Origin of the sequence: Pseudomonas macauensis, from assembly GCF_047902425.1 — a bacterium.
Taxonomy (GTDB): domain Bacteria; phylum Pseudomonadota; class Gammaproteobacteria; order Pseudomonadales; family Pseudomonadaceae; genus Pseudomonas.
Genome location: NZ_CP138377.1, coordinates 3,175,118 through 3,199,125, shown reverse-complemented (window position 1 = coordinate 3,199,125; position 24,008 = coordinate 3,175,118). Strand labels below are relative to the sequence as shown.

At 67.0% G+C, this 24,008-nt stretch carries 16 protein-coding genes; 12 read left to right on the top strand and 4 right to left on the bottom strand.

What is annotated here, in order from left to right:
- Positions 1–32: 32 nt before the first annotated feature.
- The gene (locus tag SD196_RS14760) at positions 33–980 is read right to left on the bottom strand and encodes a transporter (RefSeq protein WP_416310318.1); all 948 of its coding nucleotides are present in this window, start codon (positions 978–980) and stop codon (positions 33–35) included.
- Between the two features lie 243 nt (positions 981–1,223).
- Here SD196_RS14760 and SD196_RS14755 point away from each other — a divergent pair, with 243 nt between their 5' ends.
- The 6 genes from SD196_RS14755 to SD196_RS14730 all read left to right on the top strand — a co-directional run bounded on the left by SD196_RS14755 (position 1,224) and on the right by SD196_RS14730 (position 10,474).
- On the top strand, positions 1,224–2,267 hold the full coding sequence (locus SD196_RS14755) for an AraC family transcriptional regulator (protein ID WP_275611702.1): 1,044 nt from the start codon (positions 1,224–1,226) through the stop codon (positions 2,265–2,267).
- Between the two features lie 116 nt (positions 2,268–2,383).
- Positions 2,384–3,979: a response regulator gene (locus SD196_RS14750; RefSeq protein WP_416310317.1), complete on the top strand. Its 1,596-nt coding sequence runs from the start codon at positions 2,384–2,386 to the stop codon at positions 3,977–3,979.
- Between the two features lie 107 nt (positions 3,980–4,086).
- The gene (locus tag SD196_RS14745) at positions 4,087–4,953 is read left to right on the top strand and encodes a hypothetical protein (protein WP_416310316.1); all 867 of its coding nucleotides are present in this window, start codon (positions 4,087–4,089) and stop codon (positions 4,951–4,953) included.
- 58 nt (positions 4,954–5,011) lie between these two features.
- Positions 5,012–8,722, top strand: coding sequence for a YadA-like family protein (locus tag SD196_RS14740; RefSeq protein ID WP_416310315.1), 3,711 nt, complete (start codon positions 5,012–5,014; stop codon positions 8,720–8,722).
- Between the two features lie 50 nt (positions 8,723–8,772).
- Entirely contained in the window at positions 8,773–9,594 is an 822-nt protein-coding gene (locus tag SD196_RS14735) for an OmpA family protein (protein WP_416310314.1), read from the top strand.
- 10 nt (positions 9,595–9,604) lie between these two features.
- Positions 9,605–10,474: a hypothetical protein gene (locus SD196_RS14730; RefSeq protein WP_416310313.1), complete on the top strand. Its 870-nt coding sequence runs from the start codon at positions 9,605–9,607 to the stop codon at positions 10,472–10,474.
- A 171-nt stretch (positions 10,475–10,645) separates the two neighbouring features.
- On the opposite strand, the gene SD196_RS14725 is transcribed toward SD196_RS14730, so the two are convergent.
- On the bottom strand, positions 10,646–13,348 hold the full coding sequence (locus SD196_RS14725; protein ID WP_416310312.1) for a LuxR C-terminal-related transcriptional regulator: 2,703 nt from the start codon (positions 13,346–13,348) through the stop codon (positions 10,646–10,648).
- A 261-nt stretch (positions 13,349–13,609) separates the two neighbouring features.
- Here SD196_RS14725 and SD196_RS14720 point away from each other — a divergent pair, with 261 nt between their 5' ends.
- Positions 13,610–14,356 (top strand): SDR family NAD(P)-dependent oxidoreductase, encoded by a 747-nt coding sequence (locus SD196_RS14720; RefSeq protein ID WP_331319411.1) that lies wholly within the window; start codon positions 13,610–13,612, stop codon positions 14,354–14,356.
- 37 nt (positions 14,357–14,393) lie between these two features.
- Here the strand turns inward: SD196_RS14720 and SD196_RS14715 are convergent, their stop codons facing one another.
- Together SD196_RS14715 and SD196_RS14710 are read right to left on the bottom strand one after the other, a co-directional pair.
- Positions 14,394–14,843 carry an acyl-CoA thioesterase gene (locus tag SD196_RS14715; protein WP_275611716.1) on the bottom strand — a complete coding sequence of 150 codons (450 nt, stop codon included), beginning with the start codon at positions 14,841–14,843 and terminating at the stop codon, positions 14,394–14,396.
- Positions 14,840–15,931, bottom strand: coding sequence for an MBL fold metallo-hydrolase (locus SD196_RS14710; RefSeq protein ID WP_416310311.1), 1,092 nt, complete (start codon positions 15,929–15,931; stop codon positions 14,840–14,842). The genes SD196_RS14715 and SD196_RS14710 overlap by 4 nt, the downstream gene beginning before the upstream one ends.
- A gap of 218 nt (positions 15,932–16,149) precedes the next feature.
- On the opposite strand from SD196_RS14710, the gene SD196_RS14705 reads away from it, so the two are divergent.
- From SD196_RS14705 to SD196_RS14685, 5 genes are all read left to right on the top strand, one after another.
- Positions 16,150–17,844 carry a DUF1302 domain-containing protein gene (locus SD196_RS14705; RefSeq protein WP_275611718.1) on the top strand — a complete coding sequence of 565 codons (1,695 nt, stop codon included), beginning with the start codon at positions 16,150–16,152 and terminating at the stop codon, positions 17,842–17,844.
- A gap of 123 nt (positions 17,845–17,967) precedes the next feature.
- On the top strand, positions 17,968–19,029 hold the full coding sequence (locus tag SD196_RS14700; RefSeq protein ID WP_416310310.1) for a YCF48-related protein: 1,062 nt from the start codon (positions 17,968–17,970) through the stop codon (positions 19,027–19,029).
- 25 nt (positions 19,030–19,054) lie between these two features.
- On the top strand, positions 19,055–21,532 hold the full coding sequence (locus SD196_RS14695) for an efflux RND transporter permease subunit (RefSeq protein WP_416310309.1): 2,478 nt from the start codon (positions 19,055–19,057) through the stop codon (positions 21,530–21,532).
- A gap of 49 nt (positions 21,533–21,581) precedes the next feature.
- Complete coding sequence (locus SD196_RS14690; protein ID WP_275611721.1) at positions 21,582–22,730, top strand: acyl-CoA dehydrogenase family protein; 1,149 nt, start codon at positions 21,582–21,584, stop codon at positions 22,728–22,730.
- A 101-nt stretch (positions 22,731–22,831) separates the two neighbouring features.
- Positions 22,832–23,962 carry an acyl-CoA dehydrogenase family protein gene (locus tag SD196_RS14685; RefSeq protein WP_416310308.1) on the top strand — a complete coding sequence of 377 codons (1,131 nt, stop codon included), beginning with the start codon at positions 22,832–22,834 and terminating at the stop codon, positions 23,960–23,962.
- Positions 23,963–24,008: the final 46 nt, after the last annotated feature.

Sequence of the window (24,008 nt, the reverse complement as noted above, 5' to 3'; positions counted from 1 at the left end):
TGACCTGAGGTTTTTTTCTGTCCGCGAAGAACTCAGAGGGTGAAGGGCAGGTTCAGCTTGGCCCACAGCATCTCGCCCTCGGGGCGGTTTTCCACGGCATATTCCTTGGCCCAGCGCACCTCGAAGCTGGCGTACTTGAGGAAGGTCAGGTGCAGGGCGGGGCCGATGGCGAACACCTGGCCGCGTACGCCGTCATCCACATTCTCGCCCATGAAGGTCACCGTCTTGCCGTACTGCTCGTCATCGGTGGTCTGCTTGAGGTAGTAGCCGTTCACGCCCAGGCGCAGGTTGTCGGTCACCCGGTAGCTGGCCGAGTAGTCGAAGTGGAAGAGCTGGCCGGAGCGGTAGTCGGTGTCGGGGTTTTCCTCGTTGAAGCTGTAGGTGGCCTTGACCGACAGCTCGGTGCGCTCGCTGGGCAGCCAGGTCGCCGAAAGCAGTGGCTTGTAGGTGTAGAAGTTGTTGCTGGTGTTGGCCAGGCGCGTGGCGTCGTAGTCGCCGGTGGGCAGGGTGATTTCCAGCGCGGCGCCGATGGTCAGGTCCTTGCCCATGTCCCAGAGGATGATCGGCGCCACCGTGGTGTCGCCCTGGCTCTCGCGCCGGTCCTGCATGCCGAACATCTCGACCTGCTGGCGCATGTAGGGCTGCGCGACGTAGCCACCGAGGCGCCCGCCGAATACCCGCAGGGGGCTCAGGTAGTCGAGGCGGGGGATGATCGCGTCGGAGGTGATCTTGACCCCCGGCACCTTGCCGCCGAGGGAGCTGATGTCCAGCTTCTTCGCCTCGTAGTGGTTGTAGTAGAGGTTGAAGGCGAACATGTGGTCCGGCAGCTTGTTCACGTCCAGCGGCAGGACGAAGAAACCGTCGGTGCCGGGGCCGATGTTGTCGACGCCGTTTTCGGTGGCCTGGACCGGCAGCGAGAGGGACGAGGCAATGAAGAGGGAGGCCGCCAGCGGCAGCCTGGGGAGACGGATAGTGTTCATGCGTTAGCTCATTGTTCTTGTTGGCGGACGGCTCCGGGGCGTGGCCCGGACCGCGCCATAGAAATAAGCGCTGGCGGCTCGATGAAGCAGGGCATTGCCGGACAATCAGGGGGGCTTTGCCGGACAGCCTGCAATATTCTGTTACGCCCGGTCCTGGCATCCCCGCGAACGCGTTATGATGGCCGCGCCGCGCGCCACCCCCAGAACAAGAACTCCCGGCGCCCGCATTCGGGAACAGCCTTCATGCCCAGCACACCCATCGACACCCAGCTCGACGTGGCCCTGGTTTCGCCCTTCCTGCTGCAGACCCTCGCCGAGGTCGCCAGCGAAAAGGGCGTGAGCAGCGAGCGCCTGTGCCTGGGGCTCGGCTTCACGGTCGAGGAACTGCAGGACCCGGCCCAGCGCATCTCCTACCGCCAGGCCGTAAGCATGATCCAGCGCGCGCTGGCGGCGCTGCCGGAGCGCGGCCTGGGACTCTGGGTGGGCAACCACAACGTGCTCGGCACCCTCGGCCTGCTCGGCCACGTGCTGTCCCTGTGCAAGACCCTGCGCGATGCCTTCGAGATCGGCCGGCGCTTCCAGCACACCACCGGCAGCATGGCGGTGTGCAACCTGATCGAAGGCCCCGCGGAGAGCTTCGTCGAAGTCGAATGCCGCCTGCCCTATGCCGATGTCCAGGTGTTCGCGGTGGAGGAGTTCTTCGCCAGCCTGCTGGTCTACAACCGCACGCTGATCGGCAGCGAGTTCCAGCCCCTGCGCTTCGAGTTCACCCATGCCGCGCCGAGCTACGAGGACGAGTACCGGCGCCTGCTGGGGCCGAACCTGCGCTTCGGCTGCCTGCACAACCGCATGGTGATCGCCAGCCACTGGCTCGACCTGCAACTGCCCAGCCACCAGCCGGTCGCCCTTCGCCAGGCGCTCAACCTGCTTGAGGTGGAGTGCGCCCAGGTGCAGCAGAAGATGGACCTGCTGGAAACGGTCGAGCGCGCCATCGCCCGAGACCTGGCTCATGGCAGCCACATCGACAAGGTCGCCGCCGACCTCAACATGAGCAGCCGCACCCTGCGCCGGCGCCTGGGCGAACACGAGACGACCTTCGACGCGCTGCAGGAGCGGGTGCGCCGGGCGCGGGCCATGAGTCTGCTGAGCAACCCGGACTTGCCCATCGAGCGCATCGCCGAGGCCCTCGGCTACAGTGACGTGCGCGGCTTCCGCCGGGCCTTCAAGCGCTGGACCGGCCGCAGCCCGTCCGCCTGCCGCGACGAGGTGGCGGGAACGGCGCACTGAGTCGCAGCCCATCATGCAGTGGATACCGCTGCGCGTTGCTGACAGCCTGCAACGCGCGGTCATCGCCTATGCTTTGAGCACTTGAAGGACGAGCCGGGAAGGATGCTATGGCTACGGTGCTGCTCGCCGACGCCACGCCCATTGTGCGTAGCGCGCTGCGTGATCTGCTGGAGGATATGGGGCACGAGGTCGTGCAGGAAGCAGCCGACGTGCCGACGGCGCTCAGCCTGACGCGCGAGTGCAAGCCGCAACTGGTGATCCTGGAGATCGCACTGCCCGGTTCCGACGGGCTCGACCTGCTGCGCCGCCTGCGCGCGCGCGATGCCTCGCAGAAGGTGCTGGTCTACAGCCGCCAGAACGCCGCGCACTTCGCCCCCCTGTGTTTCCAGTCGGGCGCCAGCGGCTTCGTCAGCAAACAGGAGGACATGGCGATCCTGCGCAAGGCGATCGCCGACGTCCTCGCGGGGCGCGGCCATTTCGCCCGCGAGCACATGCAGCCAGGCGGTGGCAACGAGCTGGATTGCCTGACGCGGCGCGAGTCCGCCGTGCTGCAGCTGATCGCCGAAGGCAAGACCAATCTGCGCATCGCCGAAGAGCTGCGCATCAGCTTCAAGACGGTCAGCACCTACAAGGCGCACCTGCTGGAAAAACTCCATGTCAGTTCGAACGTCGAACTGGCCGAAGTGGCTCGGCGCAATGGCCTGGTGGCCGGCCATGAGCCCGCGGGGGGCTCCGTGGTGGCCGCTGCGCTCCCGGCGGAGCTGGGCCTGTTGCGCCACCTGGTGGACGCGGCTCCCAACCCGATGTTCGTACGATCGACAGAGGGGCAACTGCTGTTCTGCAACCAGAAATTCCTCGACTACTACCGCATCAGTGCCGAGGAGGCACTGGGCTCGGGATTCGCCGATGCCCACTGGTTCCCTCCCGCCGTGCGCAAGACGCTTCCCGACGGCTTTGCCCGCGTCGCCCGTGAAGGCGTGCCGATGGCGGTCACCACGCGCGTGGAAATATTCGGCGAGGCCAGGGTCATGCATTACTGGATGGTGCCGTACCGCGATGACCAGGGGCGGGCCAGTGCGATCCTCGGCGGGTTGCAGGACGTCACCGAGAGCGAGGGGCAACTGGTGACGCTGCGCGATCAGTTGCTTGCCGCCGAGGCGCATGAGCGCCGTCAGGCAGAATTCTACGAGGCTTCGCTGCAGGAGCTGGCCGGGCGTGTCGCCGCGCTCGGGCTGCACCCGGCCACGCCTGGACTCTCCGCGCTGAACGTCCGCCTGGAACGGTTGCGACGCCTGTGCCAGTTGCCGGAAAAATCGGTCGCCACGGCCACCCAGGCCTGCGACCTGCCAGCCCTCATCGAGCGCTGCCTGGCCGGCCAGCCGGAAACGCTGTTCGGCGTTCAACGCATCGATGCACGGCGCGTCTGGCTGGACACCGGCGCGTTCACCGAATGGATGGCGACCGCGCTCGGGCTGCTGCAACCCGATATCGACCATCCGGCGCTGATCCACCTCGACATGCGCGTCCGTGAACAGGGCCGGGTCCACGCAAGGATGGAGCTGAGCGGCCAGCCCGCACCGGAAAGCATCATCGATCTCAACCACTGCAGGCGGATGGCGGAGTACCTGGAGGGAAGCTTCGCCCACGGGCGGCATGATGATCGCGTGGAAATCGAGCTCGAACTGATGCTGCCCCAGGCAGGCCCGGCATGAGTGATTGAGGAATAACTCTGATGGCGGTACCCGGAGGACTCTGAGTTCGCTCGCGCGGAGCGCTTAATAGCATGTGTGCAACTCGAAAACTTTCAGGAGTTGCCACCATGAACCGCTTCTCGAATGCCTCCGTTACCCGCCGCCCCGGCGTGCTTTCCGCGCTGGCGCTGGCCCTGCTGGTCGCCACCGGTTCGGCCCTGGGCGCCCCGGACAGCGCACCGCAGAAAGCCGCTCCGACGTCCCAGACCAGCCCCGCCCGCGAAGCGATCCAGCCCCTGGTGCTGCTGGCCCATCAGCAGCTGCTGGAGGGCGACCTTGCCTCCGCCCAGGCCTTGCTCCGCCAGGCCGGCGCCCAAGGGCAGGGCGGCTCCCGCGCCCTGGCCGAGCAGGCCTTCATCGAAGACGCCAGCGGCCGTCACATGCGCGCCCGGCAGTTCTACGACGCCCTCAAGGACAGCGACCAGGCAGCGGTCATTGCCGTCCCCGCTGCGGTGAACCTGGCCGAGCTCGGCCGCTTCGAGTCATCGCGCAAGGCCTTCGATCAACTGCAACGGCAATCGGCCAACGCGCAGGTGAAGGCTTATGCGGGGCTCTGGAAACTCTGGCTGGCCGCCCGCACCGCCAGTGATGCCGGGGTGAAACCCGAAACCACCAAGGCACGGGTGCAGAAGCTGGCCCGCGCCATCCAGCCGGCCACCGCGCAGCAGCGCGCACTGCTGGCCCTGTATCAGGGCAAGACCGACGTCTCCGCGGTCTTCGCCGAAATCGACGCCCTGCAAGCCCCCGATGCGGTGAAGCGCGACCTGCGCACCGAAGCCGGGCTGTTTGCCGGCGCCTATCTCGATTACGTCCGCCAGGACCACGCCTCTGCGCTGCGCACTTACCAGCGAGCCCTTCAGCAGTCCCGCCCCACGGCAATGGAGCGCCCCCTGCTGATCCAGACCAGCCGCGCCCTGCAGCTGTCCTCGCGCTGATTCATTCCCCCGGATTCTCACTACCCGCCCCAGGGTTGCCCCCTGGAAGGAGCCCCTCATGAACAGGATTTATCGTGTCGTCTGGTCCAAAGCCCAGCATTGCTGGCATGTGGCCTCGGAATTCGCCCGCAGCGCCGGCAAGGGAGGGCGCGCACTGGCCGTGCTCAGCCTCGGCGCACTGGGTGGACTGTATGGCATGGATTCCCAGGCTGCCGCCGGTTCCGCCACGGAACGGGCCATCGCCGGGAATGCCGGCCTGTACGTCAACGACAGCACCGACTCGGGCTGCGTGTTCGTGCATGACACCGGTGTCAGCGGCGACATGGGCTGGAAGTACGACGGCAACAACACCAACTGCAAGTCCAACGACAAGGCGACCCAGACCGGCCGGGTGCTGTTCTACGGCACCGGTAGCCAGGCCGACGGCACCAACTCGCTGACCCTCGGTAACGAGCTGTACGTCAACGGTGGCCGCATCGGTCTGAACAACAAGATCGACGGCAGCAACTCCCTGGCAATCGGCAACGTAGGCACCGATGCGCTGGGCAATCCCACCGGCACTCGCGCCACCGCTGTCGACTCGGTTGCCATCGGCAACAACGCGGTGGCCAGCCAGCAGAACGCGTTGGCACTGGGCACCGGTGCTCAGGCGCAAGCCCAGGATGGCGTCGCCATCGGTTCCGGCTCGATTGCCCAGACCAAAGCCGGCGTGGCCGGCTATGTCCCTGTAGGTGCATCACAAGCTCAGGCCGACGCCATCAATGCCACCGGCAGTACGCTGGGCGCCGTGGCCGTCGGTGATGCCGCCAGCGGCAAATTCCGCCAGATCACCGGCCTTGCCGCCGGTACCCAGGACAGCGATGCGGTCAACGTGGCGCAACTCAAGGGCCTGGTCGGCAGTGCCACCGCCGACGGGGTGATGTATGACGACGGCAGCCACAACACCGTGACCCTGGGTGGCAACACCTATGACAACAGCACCCACACCGGCGGCACTACCATCACCAACCTGGCCAATGGGGTGAACGACAGCGATGCGGTGAACGTCTCGCAACTCAACGACCTGGCCAATACCCCGCTGACCTTTGTCGGCAACGCCGGTTCGGTGGAGAAGAAGCTGGGTGAGGCAATGGTCATCCAGGGTGCCGCCAGCACAACGGGCAACTACTCGGGCAACAACCTGCGGACCGAAGTGGATGGCGCCGGCAACCTGCAACTGCTGATGGCCGATGACCCCGTGTTCAACTCGGTGACCACCGGCAATACGCTGATCGACGGCAACGGCCTGACCATCAATGGCGGTCCGAGCGTGACCTTCAATGGCATCGATGCCGGTAACCGGAAGATCATCAACGTCTACCCCGGCGACCTCAGCGCCAACTCGTCCGAAGCGGTCAATGGTTCGCAGCTGTATGCAACCAACCAGCAGGTGGAGCAGAACACCAGTGACATCAGCAATGTCACCAACACCATCAACAACTACAGCAATGGCACGGCCGGCCCGGTGCAGCGCACGGGCACCGACCAGCTCTCGCTGATCGCCTCCGGCGGCGATGCTCTCAACCCTGGCAACGCCCAGGTACTGAACAATGTGGCCAACGGTGCGGTCAACTCGAGCTCCCTCGATGCGGTCAACGGTTCCCAGTTGTATGGCCTGGCCAGTTCCACCGCCAACGCCATGGGGGGAGGTTCGACGGTCAACCCGGACGGCTCGATCTCCGCCCCGACCTATTACGTCGATGGCATGACGGTCAACAACGTCGGGGACGCCATTACCCACATCGACGGTCGCGTAACCCAGAACACCACCAACATCACCAGCCTGCAGCAGGATGCGCTGCAGTGGAGCGATGCACTGGGCGCCTACGATGCCAGCCATGGCTCGGGCGATGCGCAGAAGATCACCAACGTAGCCGCAGGCGACATCAGCGCTGACTCGACCGACGCGGTCAACGGCTCGCAACTGAACGCGACCAACCAGCAGGTGGATGCCAATACCAACAAGATCACCAACCTGGATGGCCGGGTGACGAACGTGGAAGGCGACGTCACCAACTTGCAGGGCGACGTGACCAACCTCGACGGTCGTGTCACCAACATCTACGACACCGGCACCAAGTACTTCCACGCCAACTCCACCGGCACCGATTCGATCGCCTCTGGCGTGGACTCGGTGGCCATCGGCATGGGCGCGATCGCCAGCCATGACGGCAGCGTTGCCCTGGGCGCCGGCTCCATCGCCAACGGCAGCACCCTGGGCCACGAAGCCTACCTGGTGGGCGGTACCGCCACGGGCGAAGTCAACATCGGCGACCGCCGCGTGACCGGCCTGTCGGCCGGTGCCGACGACACCGATGCGGTCAACGTCGCCCAGCTCAAGGCCATCACCAGCGGTGCAGTGGCTGATGCGGTGATGTACGACAACAGCAGCCACGACAGCATCACCCTGGGCGGCCCAACCTATAACAGCCTGACCAAAAATGGCGGTACCAGGATCACCAACGTCGCTCGCGGCGAGAACGACAGCGACGCGGTGAACATGTCCCAGCTCAACGAGACCAACGCCCAGGTCAGCAACATCGATGGTCGCGTCACCAACGTCGAGGGCAGCATCACCAGCATCAACAATGGTGGCGGCATCAAGTATTTCCACGCCAACTCGACCAAGGCCGACTCGGTTGCCAGTGGTGCCGATTCCGTCGCCGTGGGTCCGAACGCCCAGTCCAGCGGCAATGGCTCCGTCGCCATGGGCGAGGGCGCCAGTGCCACGGCCGATGGCAGTGTGGCCCTGGGGCAAGGCGCCAGCGACAACGGCCGTGGCGCGGAAAGCTACATCGGCAAGTACTCCAACGCGGCCAACGCCAGCGTCGGCACCGTTTCGGTGGGCAATGCCGCCACCGGTGAAACCCGTACCCTCAGCAACGTCGCCGATGGCAAGCAAGCCACCGATGCGGTCAACCTGCGCCAGCTCGACGGCGCCGTGGCCGAGTCCAAGCAGTACACCGACGACTCCATCCAGAACGTCAACACCCAGGTCGCCAACGTCACGACCAACGTCAGCAAGCTCGACAACCGGGTGACCAACGTCGAGGGCGACGTGAGCAAGGTGCAGAACGGCACCGACGGCATGTTCCAGGTGAACAACACCAGCCACCTGCCCAAGCCGAAGTCCACCGGGGCTGATTCGGTTGCCGGCGGTGCCGGCGCCGAGGCTGCCGGCGCCAACAGCGCGGCCATCGGCACCCGTTCGCGGGCGAGCGGCCAGAACGCCACGGCACTGGGCAATGGCGCCAAGGCTGGGGCAGACAACTCGGTGGCGCTGGGTGCGAACTCGACGGCCGATCGCGCCAACAGCGTGTCCGTCGGCAGTGCCGGCAACGAACGGCAGATCACCAACGTGGCCGCAGGCACGGCGCCGAGCGATGCGGTGAACGTCAGCCAGTTGCAACAGAGCATGGGTGACATCTCCAACCAGTTCTACGACTACACCGACTCCCGCTACAACGCGCTGCGCCACGACCTGAAGAAACAGGACGACATCCTCAGCGCCGGCATCGCCGGGGCCATGGCCATGGCGACCTTGCCGCAACCCTACGTACCGGGCGCGAGCATGGCCGCCGTCGGCCTGGGCAACTACCGCGGACAGGGCGCGCTGGCCGTCGGCGTCTCGCGGATATCCGACAACGGCAAGTGGGTGACCAAGCTGCAGGCCACTTCCAGCACTCAGGGTGATGCCGGCATTGCCGCCGGTGTCGGTTACCAGTGGTGAGTTTTTCCATCCGGGCCCGGCTTCGGCCGGGCCGTCCCCAGGAGATCAAGATGAACACTTTCAAATCCCCCGTCGTACGTACCCTGGCCATGGCCTGCGCCGGCCTGCTTCTGGCGGCCTGCGGCAACCTCAGCACCGTCGACCAGCAGGGCCACAGCAGTGCACCGAAGTTCCCCGCCATCGGTGATTCCTATCGTCCGCAGGGTAGCTACGTGAACCTGGAAAACCTGTTCAAGGTTCAGCCGGGCATGGCGAAGGCGCAGCTCTACGAACTGCTCGGCGCCCCTCACTTCAACGAAGGCCTGTTCGGCGTACGTGAGTGGGACTACATCCTGCGTTTCCGTCGTGCCAATCAGGCTGACCTGGTCTGCCAGTACAAGGTGCTGTTCGACAAGGACATGCAGGCGCAGAGCTTCCTGTTCCTGCCCGCCGACTGCCTCGGCCAGCTCAAGCCCGCGCCTGTTGCCGAGCCCGCCGTCCAACCGGCGCAGCGCGTCACCCTGGCCGGCGACGCGACTTTCGCCTTCGGCAGCGCCAGCCTGAGCGACGCCGGCCGTGACAGCCTCGGACGCCTGGCTGTACAGCTCAAGGCGCAGCATCCGCAACGGATCAGCATTACCGGACACACCGACCGCCTCGGATCGCCGGCCTACAACCTCGACCTGTCGCGCCAGCGCGCCGAGGCCGTGCGCGACTACCTGGCCGCTGCCGGCGTGCCGGCGGCGCTGATGCAGGTGCGTGGCGTCGGTGCGGCCGAGCCGCTTGCTGCCTGCCCGGATGCACCGCGCGCTCAGTTGATCCGTTGCCTGGCGGCGGACCGCCGGGTCGTCGTTGAATCCAGCGCCAGCCTGGCGCAAACCCATCAAGAGTGAGGAACGAGCCATGACTACTCACAGCAAATGGCTGACCGCGATGCTCCTGCCGTTCTGCCTTCTGTCCGGCTGCAAGGGCAGCGACCAGACTGCCGCAACCAACGTCACACCCGCCAAGGCCCTCGGCACGCTGGAATACCCGGCGCTGCCGGTGATCCGTAACGCGCTGTTCAGCATGACGCCCCTGGTGGACGGCAAGCGCAATCCGGCGGTGATGCAGCATATCTGCGGCCTGGCCCGCGGCGAGACCAGCCAGGCGGAGGTCGATCGCTTCGTCGCGGCCAGCGGTGAAAACAGCGAGAACCTGAAGAAGAAGGGCGGCGTGACCGCATTGCTGGTCAGCGGCAACCGTACCGGGCAGCAGATCGCCTGTGCCGCCTACCTGGCGACCGCGCCGCTGATCCAGGTCGACGGCAACGAGTTCCTCGCTGATGGCAAGAGTACTGATGGCAAGCTGCGGATCGACCAGGCGCGGCTGGCCGAGGTCATGGCGGTGCGTATCGCCCTGGCTCGTACCGACGCCGAGTACTTCAGCCTGATCGCCGACAAGCTGCAGCAGACTCCGGGCCTGACCGACGCCCAGTACCAGGCGCGCACCCGCGAGCTGTTCTCCGAACTCGCGCCGGCGTTCCTCCAGCGCGTAAAGCAGCAGATGCCCTTGCCGGGTACGCGCTTCAATATCAAGCGCCTCGATAGCCAGCGGTTCGCCTTCGGCACTTCCAATGGTGGGGAGTACGAGTACAGCAACGATGGCATGACCCTGCGCCAGGACAACATCACCTGGTACGGGGAGGGCCAACTGATGGGGCAGCGCCGCACGCTGAAGATCGCCTACTACCCCGAGGCAGTGACCCAGCGGCTGGATAAGGAGCAGTACTGAACGAAGGCGGCGCTTGAAGTGAACCTGCGAGGTGTGAAAACACCTCGCATTTTCACGACTGCGATACGCTGATCTGGCCTCGGTGTCGGTAAGCAGAAGGCCCGCACGGCAGACGCGGAGGATCAGCTATGCCGGCGAGGCGATTCTGGCCGGCGGCTCGTCAGCTAGCGGCTATTCGATGAGGTTGTGGTTCTTCGCCCAGATCATCGCGTCGTAACGGCTGGAAACACCGAGCTTGGCGAAGATGTTGCGCAGGTTCCACTTCACCGTTTCCAGGGTGATGTCCAGCGTATGGGCGATGCGCTTGCTCGACATGGCCTGGGCCACCAGCGCGAGGATGTCGATCTCGCGCTTGGTCAGCACGGCCTGGGTCTTCGTCGGTAGGGCGCGGCGCGGGCGGGGAGCGCTGGCGTTGACCGCGAAGGGGTCGTTGAGCTTGGCGAGCAGTTCCTCGGTGTAGGCCAGCACCTCGCCTTCCACCGCCTGCTCCTCGACCAGGCGGGCGAGCAGTCTTTCCGCCAGCGGACCTTCATCGATGAAGGTGCGGACCAGGCCGAAGCGCTGTCCGTCGCTGACCGCCTGGCGTGCGCGCTGCAGGGCTTCGTCGGGTCGCTTGAGGTCCTCCAGGGTGGAGGCCGCGAGCAGGTCGGCCAGCACCGCCATGCGGCCGCGATCGAAGGCCTTGGCGTAGGCGCGAACGATCTCCAGTTGGGCCAGGGTCTGTTCCGAGTCCTCGGCCTTGAGAACGCGGGCGCGGGCCAGTGCGGCAATCGCCGGCAGTTCGGCACGGGCGCCGCGCTCGGTGCCATGCTGGCGTGCCAGTTCGTCGAGGGTTTCCAGCAGTTCGCCGGCCCGGCCGCGGCTGCCCTTGAGCAGCAGTACGCGGATTTCCTCGCCCAGCAGTTGCGCCACCGGGCGGACCTGGCCAAGGCAACGCAGGTGGGCGATCTGCTGTTCGAGGAACGCCAGCGCGGCCTCGGAGCCCTTCTGCAAAAGATCCAGGCGTACGCGGGTGACGTTGGTGCGCACGATCACGTCCGGCACGGAGGAATGCAGCAGGCCGAAGCGGTTGGCGATGGTCTCGCGGGAGTCGTCGATGCGGTCGAGTTCGTAGAAGACCTCGGTCAGGGCGCTGGCGCAGAGGTTGGCGCAGATGGAGCGGTTGCCGCCCTCACGGGTGGAGTGCTCGAGCAGCTGCGAACCGACCTTCTCGAAATCGCGGAAGTTGCCGGCGGCGACCAGGTTGGTGGCGCTGGAGAACTCCGCGACCATGGCCATGTCGTTGCCACGGTCCTCGGGAGGAATCGGGTGCTGGTCGAACAGCCGGCGGGCGTCGCTGTAACGGCCGGCCGCGGAGTAGGCGACGGTCAGCGCCGACAGCAGCACGTAGCGCAGGAAGGGGTTCTCCACGCTGGCATCGCGCAGCGGCTCCAGCAGTTCGATGACCAGATCGGTGTCGTCGTCCTGCACGGCGATGGCGGCACGGATCATCGGCAGGCCGTTGGCGATTTCCGGCAGCCCCTGCAGGTCCGCCGTGCTCAGGTGTTGCAGCCAGGCCTTGGCCCGAGCCGGCCGCGAGGTCAGCGACACCGTCAGGCAGGCGAGGAAGAGCAGGCGCTTGTGGCGTAGCAGCACCTCTTCGGGCAGGCGCTCCAGCAGGTGTAGCGTGGGCCCCAGGTACTCCAGGCTCCAGGTCGAGGGCGCGGTGCGCTCGATGACCTGGGTGGCGAAGTCCAGGTCCTCGCCCAGGCTTGCGTGGCGCACGGCTTCGGTCAGGCAGCGGTGCTCGGCGAACCAGCGTGCCGCGCGCTGGTGCAGTTGCTTCTGCAGGTCGCCGCCGTGGCGGGCCAGGCGGGTGGCGAGGAACTCGCCGAACAGTGGGTGCAGGCGGTACCAGGCGAGGCGGTCGTCGGAGTCGACACGGTAGATCAGCAGGTTCTCGTCCTCCATGCGCTTGATCAGCTCGGCGGCGTCGGCCCTGTCGGTCACCGCGCGGGCCATGGCGGCGTTGAAGCGGCGGAACAGCGACAGCGCCTCGGCGAACTCCACCAGTTCGGCCGGCAGGTGCTCGACCACCTCTTCGCTGAGGTAGGTCTGCAGGTCGCTGGAGCGCCAGATCAGGTCATGCAGGATGGAACGGGTGTCGGGGCGGTTCTTCAGCATGATCACGATCAGCTGCAGGCAGGACGGCCAGCCGCTGGTGAGTTCGTGGATCAGGTTCAGTTCGTCGGCGTTGAGCTTGTCGCGGCCGAGGTTCTCCTCGACGAAGGTACGCGTCTCGGCGGGGTCGAAGGGCAGGGTGACGCTCTCGATCTCCACCACCTGCTGCATCACTCGCAGGCGCGACAGGCTCAGCGGTGGCGCGACCCGAGAGGCGATCACCAGGTGCAGGTTGCCGGGGCCCTGGTCGAGCAGTTTCTGCACCAGCTTGTGGGCCAGCGGCACCTCGACATGGTGATAGTCGTCGAGGATCAGGTAGAGCTCCTTGGACAGGTTCTCCGCGGCATCGACGATGGCGGCGATGGTGGCGTCCATCGCGGTGGCGGTGCCGTCTTCCTGCAGCAGGTCGAACTCCACGCCGACGCCCAGCCGGCGCAGCGCTTCGATCAGCGCGGTGCAGAAGGGCGCGTAGCCCTTGTCGTCGGCGGTCAGCGAGATCCAGGCAACCTCGGCGCCGGCCTTCAGGCGGGCCTGGCGCCATTGCGCCAGCAGGGTGGTCTTGCCGTAGCCGGCGGCGCCGGTGATCAGCGCCAGGCGGCACTCGTGCATCTGGTCGAGCTGGGCGATCAGGTTGGCGCGCGGCACGTGCTTGGTGCCGATGCGCGGCGGGGAGAACTTGGTCGACACCAGGTGTCGGGCGGGATTTATTGTCATTTTTTCCCTGACGCTTGATGGTTGGCCGCGAACGCCGGCCCTTCTCGGGGGCGGTGGCGCGGTCAGGCATGAAGGTGCAAAGGCGACCGTACTGGAGTGTCTGGAGAGCGTCAAGGACCGTCAATCCCGCGCTTTTTCGAGGCCCCGGCGGACGTCCGCTACCCCCTAAAAAGGGGGTGGGACGCCCGCGCCAGACGCTGCCTAAGCTCGACGGCCGGCCGCAGTGGCCGTACGAATCACGAACCTGGGAGAAGCACGCGCATGAATCTGCACAACAAGGTCGCCATCGTCACCGGGGCCGCTTCGGGGCTCGGCCTCGCCACCTGTCGCGCCCTGGCTGCCGCCGGCGCGCGGGTGGTCGGCCTGGACCTGCAGCAGGAGCGCCTGGACGCCGCGCTGGGCGGCGAAATCCGCGGCATCGCCGTCGACGTGGCCGACGAGTCCAGTGTCAGTGCCGCCATCGAGCAGGTGGTGGGCGAGCTGGGTGGCCTGCACGTGGCGGTGAACTGCGCCGGCATCCTCGGCCCAAGCAAGACACTCTCCAAGGGCCAGCTGTTCCCCACCGAACTGTGGAACCGCGTACTGGCGGTCAACCTGACCGGCACCTTCAACGTCATCCGCCATGCGGCCCTGGCGATGAGCGCCAATGAACCGGACGAGGGCGGCGAGCGTGGCGTCATCATCAATACCGCGTCCGGCGCCGCGCGCGAAGGGCAGATGGGCCAGGCGGCCTACAGCGCGAGCAAGGCCGGGGTTATCGGCATGACCCTGCCGATCGCCCGTGACCTGGCCGAGCATGGCATCCGCGTGGTGAGCCTGGCGCCGGGCCTGTTCGAGTCGGGCATGTCCGCCGGCATGCCGGCGAAGGTCTCCGAAACCATCGTCAACAGCCTGTTGTTCCCCCGGCGCATGGGCCGGCCCGAGGAGTTCGCGGCGCTGGTTCGCCACGTGGCCGAGAATTCCTACCTGAACGCGCTGACCCTCGACATCCAGTGCGGCACCCGCTGAAACCGCCGGGCGGCGCTGGCTGGCGCCGCCCGAACCTTCAGGCCGGCTCGGCCTGAACCTGCAGGCCTTCCAGCACCTGGCGTAACGCTGCGGGCAGGGGCACCGGGCGGCGCGTTTCGCGGTCGACGTAGACGTGCACGAAATGCCCTTTGGCCGCGCAGGTCCGCTCGTCATTGCGGAACAGCCCGATCTCGTAGCGCACGCTGGAGTTGCCGATGCTCGCCACGCGCAGTGCGGCGTTGACGGTATCGGGGAAGCTCAGCGAAGCGAAGTAGTTGCACTGCGTCTCGATCACCAGGCCGATGGTGTCGCCGGCCAGGTAGTCCAGGACGCCATGGCGGATCAGGTAGCTGTTCACCACGGTGTCGAAGTAGCTGTAGTAGACGACGTTGTTGACGTGGCCATAGACGTCGTTGTCCATCCAGCGGGTCGGGATTGGTTGGGCGTAGGCGTAGGCTTCCAGGACTTCGGGTTGTGGCTTGCTCATGCTGAGGTTTCCTCGGTGGCGGCTTCGCTGCGCAGGCGATACCAGGCGACGCCGTCGCTGTCGGTCTCGACTTCCAGTTCGCCGCGATGCAGCAGGTGGTTCAGGTGCGCCAGGCTTTCCCCGGTCGCCAGGCTCATCAGGCTGCCGTCGGTCATGGGTATCGGCCGGGAGAACAGCAGTTCGAAGGTATCGATCGCGCGCCGTGGCCGCTGCAAGCCCTGGCGCAGCCGTTGCAGCGTGGCGAGCAGGCTGTCGCGCAACTGGTCCAGGCGGGCGTGCAGGCCATGGAAGGGTTCGCCATGGGCGGGCAGCACCAGTACGTCGTCGGCGATGCGCTGGCGCAACACCACCAGCGAGACCAGCCAGTCGCCGATCGGGTCGGCGTCGGGTTCGATGGGGTGAACCGAAAGGTTCGACGAAATCCTCGGCAGCACCTGGTCGCCGGTGATCAGCAGGCGCCGCGCTGGATCGTACAGGCAGGCGTGCTCGGGGGTGTGGCCGGCGCCGACCACCACTTCCCAGTGGTGATTGCCGATCCGCACGGACTCGCCGTCGCGGATGCGCCGGAAGCTGTCGGGCAACTGCCAGATCATCCGGCCGAAATTGCCGAAGCGTGAGCGGTACATCGCCAATGCATCCTCGTCCCAACCGGCCCGGCGGTAGAAGGCCAGCCCCTCGGGTGGCGCCTCGCGTCCGGTATCGCCGGCCAGTACCCGGCACTGCATATACTCCAGGCGGGTCATCCACAGGCGGCAGTCGAAGCGCGCGCAGAGCCAGCCGGCGAGGCCGACATGGTCCGGATGCAGGTGGGTGACCAGCACTCGCTGCAGCGCCCGCCCGTGCAGTGCACCATCGAACAGTTGCTCCCAGGTCTGGCGCGCCTCGGGGCTGTTGATGCCGGTGTCGACCAGGGTGTAGCCGCTGTCGTCGTCCAGCAGCCACAGGTTGATCGCTGCCAGGGACAGTGGCAGCGGCATGCGGGTCCACTGCACCCCGGGCGCCACTTCACGCATCTCGCCGAAGGCCGGACGGGGGCCACAGGGATAGGTCAGCCCGCCGTCGTGCCGGGGCCGGTTGTCGTTGTCCATCGTCGCTCCTTGGTGATCGCCTGCCGGCGGCCGCTGTGCGCGCCGGCCAGGTTGTCAGGGTGGCCGCGCGAGGAGGGGGGGAGTGCCCCCAAAAAAAGGGGGGGAGTGCTTTCGTCGGCCGCTGGCACCCTTGCTCCACTCGATCACTGATTGAGCGTCTTCCTGGCTTCGCGCCATCGGCCCGCGGCCTGGATATCGAGGGGAGAGAGGACACACACATGGCCAACGACAAGAACAAGATGATGAAGAATCAGCCAGCTGTATCCCAGGCACTGAGCGCGAGCGTCCTGGTGTTGTGCGCTTTGGGTGCGGGCAATGCCCGGGCCATCGAGATCGATACCGGTAACCCGGACCTGCAACTGCGCTTCGACAATACCTTCCGTTACAACCTCGGCAAGCGTATCGACGACCAGAAGCAGGCGATCCTGAAGAACCCCAACAACGACGATGGCGACCGCAATTTCAAGAAGAACAGCATCGTCGCCAACCGCATCGACATCCTCAGCGAGAGCGACCTGGTCTACAAGCAGAAGTACGGTGCGCGCGTGAGCGCCGCGCTCTGGTACGACGATGCCTATGCCGGGAGCCTGGACGGCGACAACACCGCCACGTCCAACCACCTCAACGGCGACGGCCGGCCGGCGCAAGGTCTGAGCCGCTACGCCAACCGCTACTACGAAGGCCCCTCGGGCGAAATCCTCGACGCCTTCGTGTTCGGCTCCTTCAACCTGGGTGACTCGCCGCTGCAGATGCGTGCCGGCCGCCACACCGTCAACTGGGGCGAATCGCTGCTGGGCAGCGGCGCGATCCACGGCATTTCCTACGGCCAGGCGCCGCTGGACCAGGGCAAGGCCCTGGCGCTGCCCGGCATCGAGGCCAAGGAGCTGTACATCCCGCGCACCCAGCTGTCGACGCAGCTGCAGGTCAACCCGGAGCTGTCGTTCGCCGCCCAGTACTTCCTCGAATGGCGGCCGTCGCGGGTGCCGGAGGCGGGCACCTACCTGGGCTTCTCCGACATCTACCTGCAGGGTGGCGAGTCGTTCATCCTCACCCCGAACCTGCGCGCCACCCACGGCGACGACATCGAGCCGCATGACTCCGGCGACTGGGGCGTCATGGCACGCTGGACCCCGGAGGCGCTGGACGCCACCCTGGGCCTCTACGTGCGCCGCTTCTCCGACACCCTGCCGCAGGTCATCCTGCTGCAGACCCGCAAGCCGCAGTACTTCATGGACTACGGGTCGGACATCGACATGTACGGCTTCAGCCTGTCCAAGGAAGTCGCCGGCATCAGCTTCGGCCTGGACCTGAACTATCGCCACAACATGCCGCTGGTGAGCAGTCCGGCGCGGGTGACCAAACTGTCCGCGCTGCCGGACCGTGGCGACATCCTCGGCGCCCGTGGCGACACCGTGCACGGCGTGCTCAACGCCATCGGTTCGGTCAGCTCCACGCCGCTGTTCGACGCCGCTTCCTGGGCCACCGAACTGACCTGGAGCCGCTGGGTGTCGGTCAATGACGACCCGCTGAACCTGTTCAAGGGCAGCTCGCAGTACAAGGCCGTGTCGACCAACATCGACGCCGTGACCCGCAACGCCTACACCATGGCGGTGAACTTCACGCCGACCTGGTACCAGGTGTTCCCGGGCGGCGACCTGAGCATGCCGCTGAGCTACTCGGTGGGCCTGCAGGGCAACTCGGCGGTCGCCTCCGGCGGCAACGAGGACGCCGGCAGCTATGCCGTCGGCATGGCGCTGGACCTGTACAGCCGCTACCGCTTCGACCTGAAGTACGTCGACTACTTCGGCGACTTCTCGAAGAACGCCAACGGCGCGGCCCTCACTCCCAGCGGCAGTCAGTCCCTGCTCGAGGACCGTGGCGCCCTGTACTTCACCTTCAAGACCAGTATCTGAGTGCAGAGCGTGTCGCGTGCGGAGCCAGCCCGGCTCCACGCGTGAAACGGCGGCGGGCGCCCGGCGTCCGCCGCACCGCCCCGGCGACTTCCTGCCGGGGCACAACCGATGTGAGGGCAACAGATGTTCAGAAGAATCCTCGGCGTTCCGCTGGCTTTAGGCTTGGCCGTACTGGCGGGTGCGGTCACGGCGCAGCCGGCCTTCGTCGCACCCATGGACGTTCCGGCGCCGGCAAGCGCCCTGGCGCTGAAGGCGCCGCTCAACGCACTGGCCGTGGCCGGGCAGCGCCTGGTGGTCGCCGGGCAGCGCGGGCACATCCTGTATTCCGACGACGGTCAGAGCTGGACCCAGGCCGCGGTGCCGGTCAGCTCCGACCTCAACGCCCTGGCGTTTCCCAGCCCCCAGCAGGGCTGGGCGGTGGGGCACGAAGGCGTGATCCTGCACAGCGCCGACGGCGGCCACAGCTGGACGCGCCAGCTCGACGGCCCGCAGATCGCCGAACTGCTGCAGCGCCAGTACGGCCGACCGGCCAACCCGGACGACCCCGACGCGGCGCGCCTGCAACACGAGGCCGAGCTGGCCGTTGCGCAGGGCGCGGACAAGCCGCTGCTGGACGTGTGGTTCGAAGACGACAAACGCGGCTACGCCATCGGCGCCTTCAACCTGATCCTGCGCACCGAGGACGGCGGCCAGCACTGGACGCCCTGGCTCGACCGCGTGGAAAACCCGCGTGGCATGCACCTGTACGCCATGCGCCCGGCGGCCGGCACGCTGTTCATGGTGGGCGAGCAGGGGCTGGTGCTCAAGTTCGACGCCCGGCAGCAACGCTTCCGCGCACTGGAGCTGCCTTACCAGGGCACCCTGTTCGGCATCGTCGGCACGCCCGAGGTGGTGCTGGTCTACGGACTGCGCGGCAACGCCCTGCGCAGCACCGACGGTGGCGCCAGCTGGCACAAGGTACAGACCGGCACCGACGCCGGGCTCAACGCCGGCACCGTGCTGGCCGACGGTTCGATCGTCCTGGGCAGCCAGTCCGGCGAGCTGCTGCGCTCCACCGACCAGGGCGCCAGCTTCCACCCGCTGAAGGTCGCGCGCGCGGCGCCGAACTTCGCCGTGGCCGCGGCGCCGGGCGCCAAGGTGGCCCTGGTCGGCCTGGGCGGCGTGCGCCTGGAAAGCCTGCAATGAGAACACCAGCATTCGGGGTAACGTGATGGCTATCGACAATTCCACCGACCACCTGCAGACCATCGCCGACCTGCGCGATTTCGATCACGCGTCGGGCAGCCGTCTGGAGCGGTTGATCTTCAACCACCGCCTGGTGGTGGTGCTGCTGTGCCTGCTGGCCACCGCGCTGCTGGCCTGGCAGGCACGCGGGCTGACGCTGAACGCGGCGTTCGAAAAGACCATCCCGCACAACCAGCCGTACATCCGCAACTTCCTGGAGTACCGCGACGAACTCAAGGGCCTGGGCAACGCCGTGCGCGTGGTGGTGGAGAACCGCAAGGGCGACATCTTCGACCCGGCCTACCTGCAGGCCCTCAAGCAGATCAACGACGAACTCTTCCTCACCCCGGGCGTCGACCGCGCCAACGTCAAGTCGCTGTGGATGCCGGTGGTGCGCTGGAACGAGGTGACCGAGGAGGGCTTCGCCGGCGGCCCGGTGATGCCCGACAACTATTCCGGCACCAATCAGGACATCGAGCAGCTGCGGCAGAACATCGGCCGCGCGCAGCTGCTGGGCAACCTGGTGGGCGGCGACTACCGCTCCAGCATGGTGTTCGTGCCGCTGCTGGACAAGGACGCCGACAGCGGCAAGCCGATCGACTACTGGGAGCTGTCCAAGCGCCTGGAGACGATCCGCGCGAAGTATTCCGGAGCCCAGGACGGCGCCGACATCCAGGTGCGCATCGTCGGCTTCGCCAAGGTGGTGGGCGACCTGCTCGACGGTCTGCGGCAGATGGTCCTGTACTTCGCCGTGGCCGCCATCATCGCCGCGCTGATCATCTATGGCTGGACCCGCTGCCTGCGCAGCACCGCGCTGGTGCTGGGCTGTTCCTGCGTGGCGGTGCTCTGGCAACTGGGGCTGATCGCGCTGCTGGGTTACGAGCTGGACCCGTACTCGATCCTGGTGCCGTTCCTGGTGTTCGCCATCGGCGTGTCCCACGGGGCACAGAAGATGAACGGCATCATGCAGGACGTCGGCCGTGGCACCCACCGCCTGGTGGCGGCGCGCTACACCTTCCGCCGCCTGTTCCTCGCCGGGCTGACGGCGCTGGCCGCCGACGCAGTGGGCTTCGCGGTGCTGATGCTGATCGACATCCCGGTGATCCAGGACCTGGCCATCACCGCCTCGATCGGCGTGGCGCTGCTGGTGTTCACCAACCTCATCCTGCTGCCGGTGATGCTGTCCTATACCGGTGTCAGCGCCAGCGCCGCCGCGCGCAGCCTGCGTGCCGAACAGCGCAGCGCTGGTGGCGTCTGGGCCTTGCTGGAGCGCTTCACCGAGCGCCGCTGGGCCACGCCGCTGCTGATCGGCGCCGCTCTGCTGGGGGCCGGTGGCTTTGCCCTGAGCACGCAGCTGAAGATCGGCGACCTCGACGCCGGGGCGTCCGAGCTGCGTCCGAACTCGCGCTACAACCTGGACAACGCCTACATCACCAGCAAGTACTCGCTGTCCAGCGACCAGTTCGCGGTGATCGTCAAGACCCCGGCCGAAGGCTGCCTGGCCTACCAGACGCTGGTCGAGGCCGACCGCCTGGGCTGGACCCTGCAGCAGGTGCCGGGGGTGCAGAGCACGGTGTCGCTGGCCGACGCGGTGCGCAAGATCACCGCCGGTTCCTACGAGGGCAGCAACAAGTGGCTGACCCTGTCGCCGAACCAGGACGTGCTCAACTACGCGGCGCGCACCGCCAGCACCACCAACCCGGAGCTGTTCAACACCGAGTGCTCGATCATGCCGGTGGTGGCCTACCTGGCCGACCACAAGGCGCAGACCCTGGAACGAGTGGTCGAGGCCGCCGCGCGCTTCGCCGCCGAGCACAGCACGGCAGAGCACCAGTTCCTCCTCGCCGCCGGCAGCGCCGGTATCGAAGCGGCCACCAACATCGTGGTGAAGAAGGCCAACCTGAGCATGCTGCTGTACGTCTATGCGGCAGTGGTGGTGCTGTGCTTCATCACCTTCCGCAGCTGGCGCGCAGTGATCGTCGCGGTGGTCCCGCTGGTGATCACCTCGGTGCTCTGCGAGGCGCTGATGGTGGTGCTGGGCATGGGCGTGAAGGTCGCCACCCTGCCGGTGATCGCCCTCGGCGTGGGCATCGGCGTGGACTACGCGCTCTACCTGCTGAGCATCCAGCTGGCCAGCCAGCGCGCCGGCGCCACGCTGGTGGAGGCCTACCGCCACGCCCTGCGCTTCACCGGCAAGGTGGTCGCCCTGGTGGGCGTGACCCTGGCCGCCGGCGTGATCACCTGGGCCTTCTCGCCGATCAAGTTCCAGGCTGACATGGGCATCCTGCTCACCTTCATGTTCGTCTGGAACATGCTGGGCGCACTGGTGCTCATCCCGGCGCTTTCCCATTTCCTGCTGCGTGGCGTCGGTGCCTCCGGGCTCCGCGCCGCGTGCAGCGTCGTTACCACGCCGAAGGCGAGCGTGAGCGAGCGGCGCGACGAACCCGTCGCCCGTTGCGTCTGAACCCGCCGCGAACGGCGTCCCTGATGAATTGCACTGTGAGGTAAGCAAGATGAGTGATACGTCCGCGATCTTCCTGAACGAACAGGAGCGGCTGATTCGCGACAGCGCCCGCAAGGTTGCCGCCGAGGTTCTGGCGCCAACCGCCGCCGAGCGCGACCGCACCGGCGCCTGGCCCCGCGAGGAGCTGGCGGCCGTGGCCGAGCTGGGCTTCCTCGGCATGCTGGTGCCCGAAGCCTACGGCGGCTCCGGCGCCAGCTTCGTCGAGTATTGCCTGGCGATCGAGGAGTTCGCCGCCGTCGACACCGGCTTCGCCACCCTGATCCACGTACACAACTCGGTGGGCCTGACCATCGCCCGCCTGGGCAATGAAGAGCAGAAGCGCAAGTTCCTGCCGGGCATCGCCGACGGCAGCCGGATCGGCGCCTTCCTGCTCAGCGAGCCCCACGCCGGTTCGGACACCGCGGCCTTCCGCACCAGCGCCCGGCGTGAGGGCGACAACTACGTGCTCAATGGCAGCAAGCAGTTCATCTCCAACGGCAACGAGGCGGGCGTCGGACTGGTGCTGGCGGTGACCGACCGCAACGCCGGGAAGAAGGGCAGCAGCCTGCTGATCGTCGAGCCGAAGGTTCACGCCGGCTACGTGGTGACCCGCGTGGAACACAAGATGGGCCAGCGTTCGGCCCAGGTCGCCGCCATCCAGCTGGACGAGTGCCGGGTGCCAGCGGAAAACCTGCTGGGAGCCGAGGGCTCCGGCTACCGCAACGTGATGGGCTCGCTGTCCGAAGGCCGCGTGGCGATCGCCGCCGTGGCCACCGGCACCGCCCGCGCCGCATTGCAGGCGGCGGTCGGTTATGCGCAGGAGCGCGAAGCCTACGGCGCGCCGATCATCCAGCTGCAGGGCGTGGCTTTCGACCTGGCCGACATGGCCACCCGGGTCGAGCTGTCGCACCAGTACCTGGTGCATGCCGCGCGCCTCTGCGAAATGGGCGTGCCCTGTGCCAAGGAAGCCTCGATGGCCAAGCTGTTCGCCAGCGAGATGGCCGAGAAGGTCTGCTCCGACGCGCTGCAGATCCACGGTGGTTACGGCTACCTGGCGGACTTCCCGGTGGAGCGCTACTGCCGCGACGTACGGGTGACCAAGATCTACGAAGGTACCAGCCACATCCAGAAACTCATCATCGCTCGCCACCTGGCTTGAGGCGCGCCCTCCGACAGGGAGGATGCGCATCACGGTCCGGCTCAGGCCGGACCGGCGCCGGAGTTGCACGGTGGCACCGCACTGGGGAAGGGAGAGGGCAGATGCATAACGAGATGCCGAGCGAAGCACAGCGTCTGGCGGTAGCGAGTTTCCGCAAGTTCCTCGACAGCGAGGTGGTGCCGGTGGCGCGGGAGTTCCGCGACCGCAGCCTGCCCAAGGGGCGCATGCGCGAGTTGGCCCAGGGCATCGCCGAATTCGGCCTGCCCGGCGCGAGCATCGCCGAAGAGCAGGGCGGCCTGGGCCTGGCGCGGCTCACCGAAGCCATGTTGTTCGAGGAGCTGGGGACGCTGTCGGCGGACGTGGCCCTGTGCGTGAAGACCAACAAGGCCGTGGCCGCCTTCCTCGCCGGCTTGCCGGCGCAGCGGGCCGCGATTCGCGAACGCTACCTGCCGGATGTCCTCGGCGGCCGCAGCTTCGGTGCCTTCTGCCTTGATGCGGGTGCCTCGACGGATACGCCCCGAGTGACGGCCCGCCGCGAAGGCGAGGACTTCATCCTCGATGGCGAGCAGACCTGGGTGGCCAACGGGCACTACGCGGACTTCGTCATCGTCGCCGCGCGCACCGACGACCAGTGGGTGCACCTGCTGGTGGACCGCCGCGCCCATGGCTTCGTCACGCGCAACGCCGAGTGCATTGCGCTGCATTCCCAATCCACCGCCCAGGTCTTTTTCAGCCAGACGCGGGTGCCGGGCTGCCAGTTGCTCGGTGAGGATGGCGTGGGCCTGCAGGACAGCCTGCGGGCGCTGGACGTGGCGCGCATCGATACCGGCCTGCTCTGCGTGGGGCTGATGCGCGCCGCGCTGGAGGCCAGCCTCGAACCTGCCCGACAGCGCCTGGCGGGCGCGCCGGACACCTTGCTCGCCGCCCAGCTCGCCGAGATGGCCACCCTGGCCGACGCGGCGCGCCTGCTCTGCCGGCGGGCCTATGGGCTGATCGATGCAGGCCTGCCGTACGATCCGCAGGTGTCCATGGCCAAGTGGTATGCCAGCGAAATGGCCGTGCAGGTCTGCCGCAACGCCGTGCAGCTGCAGGGCGCCGACGGCCTGTCGCGGGCCGGCGAGGTGGAACGCCTGGTGCGCGAGGCCCTCAGCCTGCCGTTGAGCGACGGCGTCACCGATACTCACAAAATGCTGATCGCCCGGACCTTGCTGGGCATCTCTACACCGATATGAGCTACGCCGATCCGAAGCGCAGCGCGCCGGTCGGACATCGACGATA

What these genes read in the sequence shown, in the direction of transcription:
- SD196_RS14760 (WP_416310318.1), bottom strand. Translation starts at nt 980, where the DNA reads ATGAACACTATCCGTCTCCCCAGGCTGCCGCTGGCGGCCTCCCTCTTC.
- SD196_RS14755 (WP_275611702.1), top strand. Translation starts at nt 1,224, where the DNA reads ATGCCCAGCACACCCATCGACACCCAGCTCGACGTGGCCCTGGTTTCG.
- SD196_RS14745 (WP_416310316.1), top strand. Translation starts at nt 4,087, where the DNA reads ATGAACCGCTTCTCGAATGCCTCCGTTACCCGCCGCCCCGGCGTGCTT.
- SD196_RS14740 (WP_416310315.1), top strand. Translation starts at nt 5,012, where the DNA reads ATGAACAGGATTTATCGTGTCGTCTGGTCCAAAGCCCAGCATTGCTGG.
- SD196_RS14735 (WP_416310314.1), top strand. Translation starts at nt 8,773, where the DNA reads ATGAACACTTTCAAATCCCCCGTCGTACGTACCCTGGCCATGGCCTGC.
- SD196_RS14730 (WP_416310313.1), top strand. Translation starts at nt 9,605, where the DNA reads ATGACTACTCACAGCAAATGGCTGACCGCGATGCTCCTGCCGTTCTGC.
- SD196_RS14725 (WP_416310312.1), bottom strand. Translation starts at nt 13,348, where the DNA reads ATGACAATAAATCCCGCCCGACACCTGGTGTCGACCAAGTTCTCCCCG.
- SD196_RS14720 (WP_331319411.1), top strand. Translation starts at nt 13,610, where the DNA reads ATGAATCTGCACAACAAGGTCGCCATCGTCACCGGGGCCGCTTCGGGG.
- SD196_RS14715 (WP_275611716.1), bottom strand. Translation starts at nt 14,843, where the DNA reads ATGAGCAAGCCACAACCCGAAGTCCTGGAAGCCTACGCCTACGCCCAA.
- SD196_RS14710 (WP_416310311.1), bottom strand. Translation starts at nt 15,931, where the DNA reads ATGGACAACGACAACCGGCCCCGGCACGACGGCGGGCTGACCTATCCC.
- SD196_RS14705 (WP_275611718.1), top strand. Translation starts at nt 16,150, where the DNA reads ATGGCCAACGACAAGAACAAGATGATGAAGAATCAGCCAGCTGTATCC.
- SD196_RS14700 (WP_416310310.1), top strand. Translation starts at nt 17,968, where the DNA reads ATGTTCAGAAGAATCCTCGGCGTTCCGCTGGCTTTAGGCTTGGCCGTA.
- SD196_RS14695 (WP_416310309.1), top strand. Translation starts at nt 19,055, where the DNA reads ATGGCTATCGACAATTCCACCGACCACCTGCAGACCATCGCCGACCTG.
- SD196_RS14690 (WP_275611721.1), top strand. Translation starts at nt 21,582, where the DNA reads ATGAGTGATACGTCCGCGATCTTCCTGAACGAACAGGAGCGGCTGATT.
- SD196_RS14685 (WP_416310308.1), top strand. Translation starts at nt 22,832, where the DNA reads ATGCATAACGAGATGCCGAGCGAAGCACAGCGTCTGGCGGTAGCGAGT.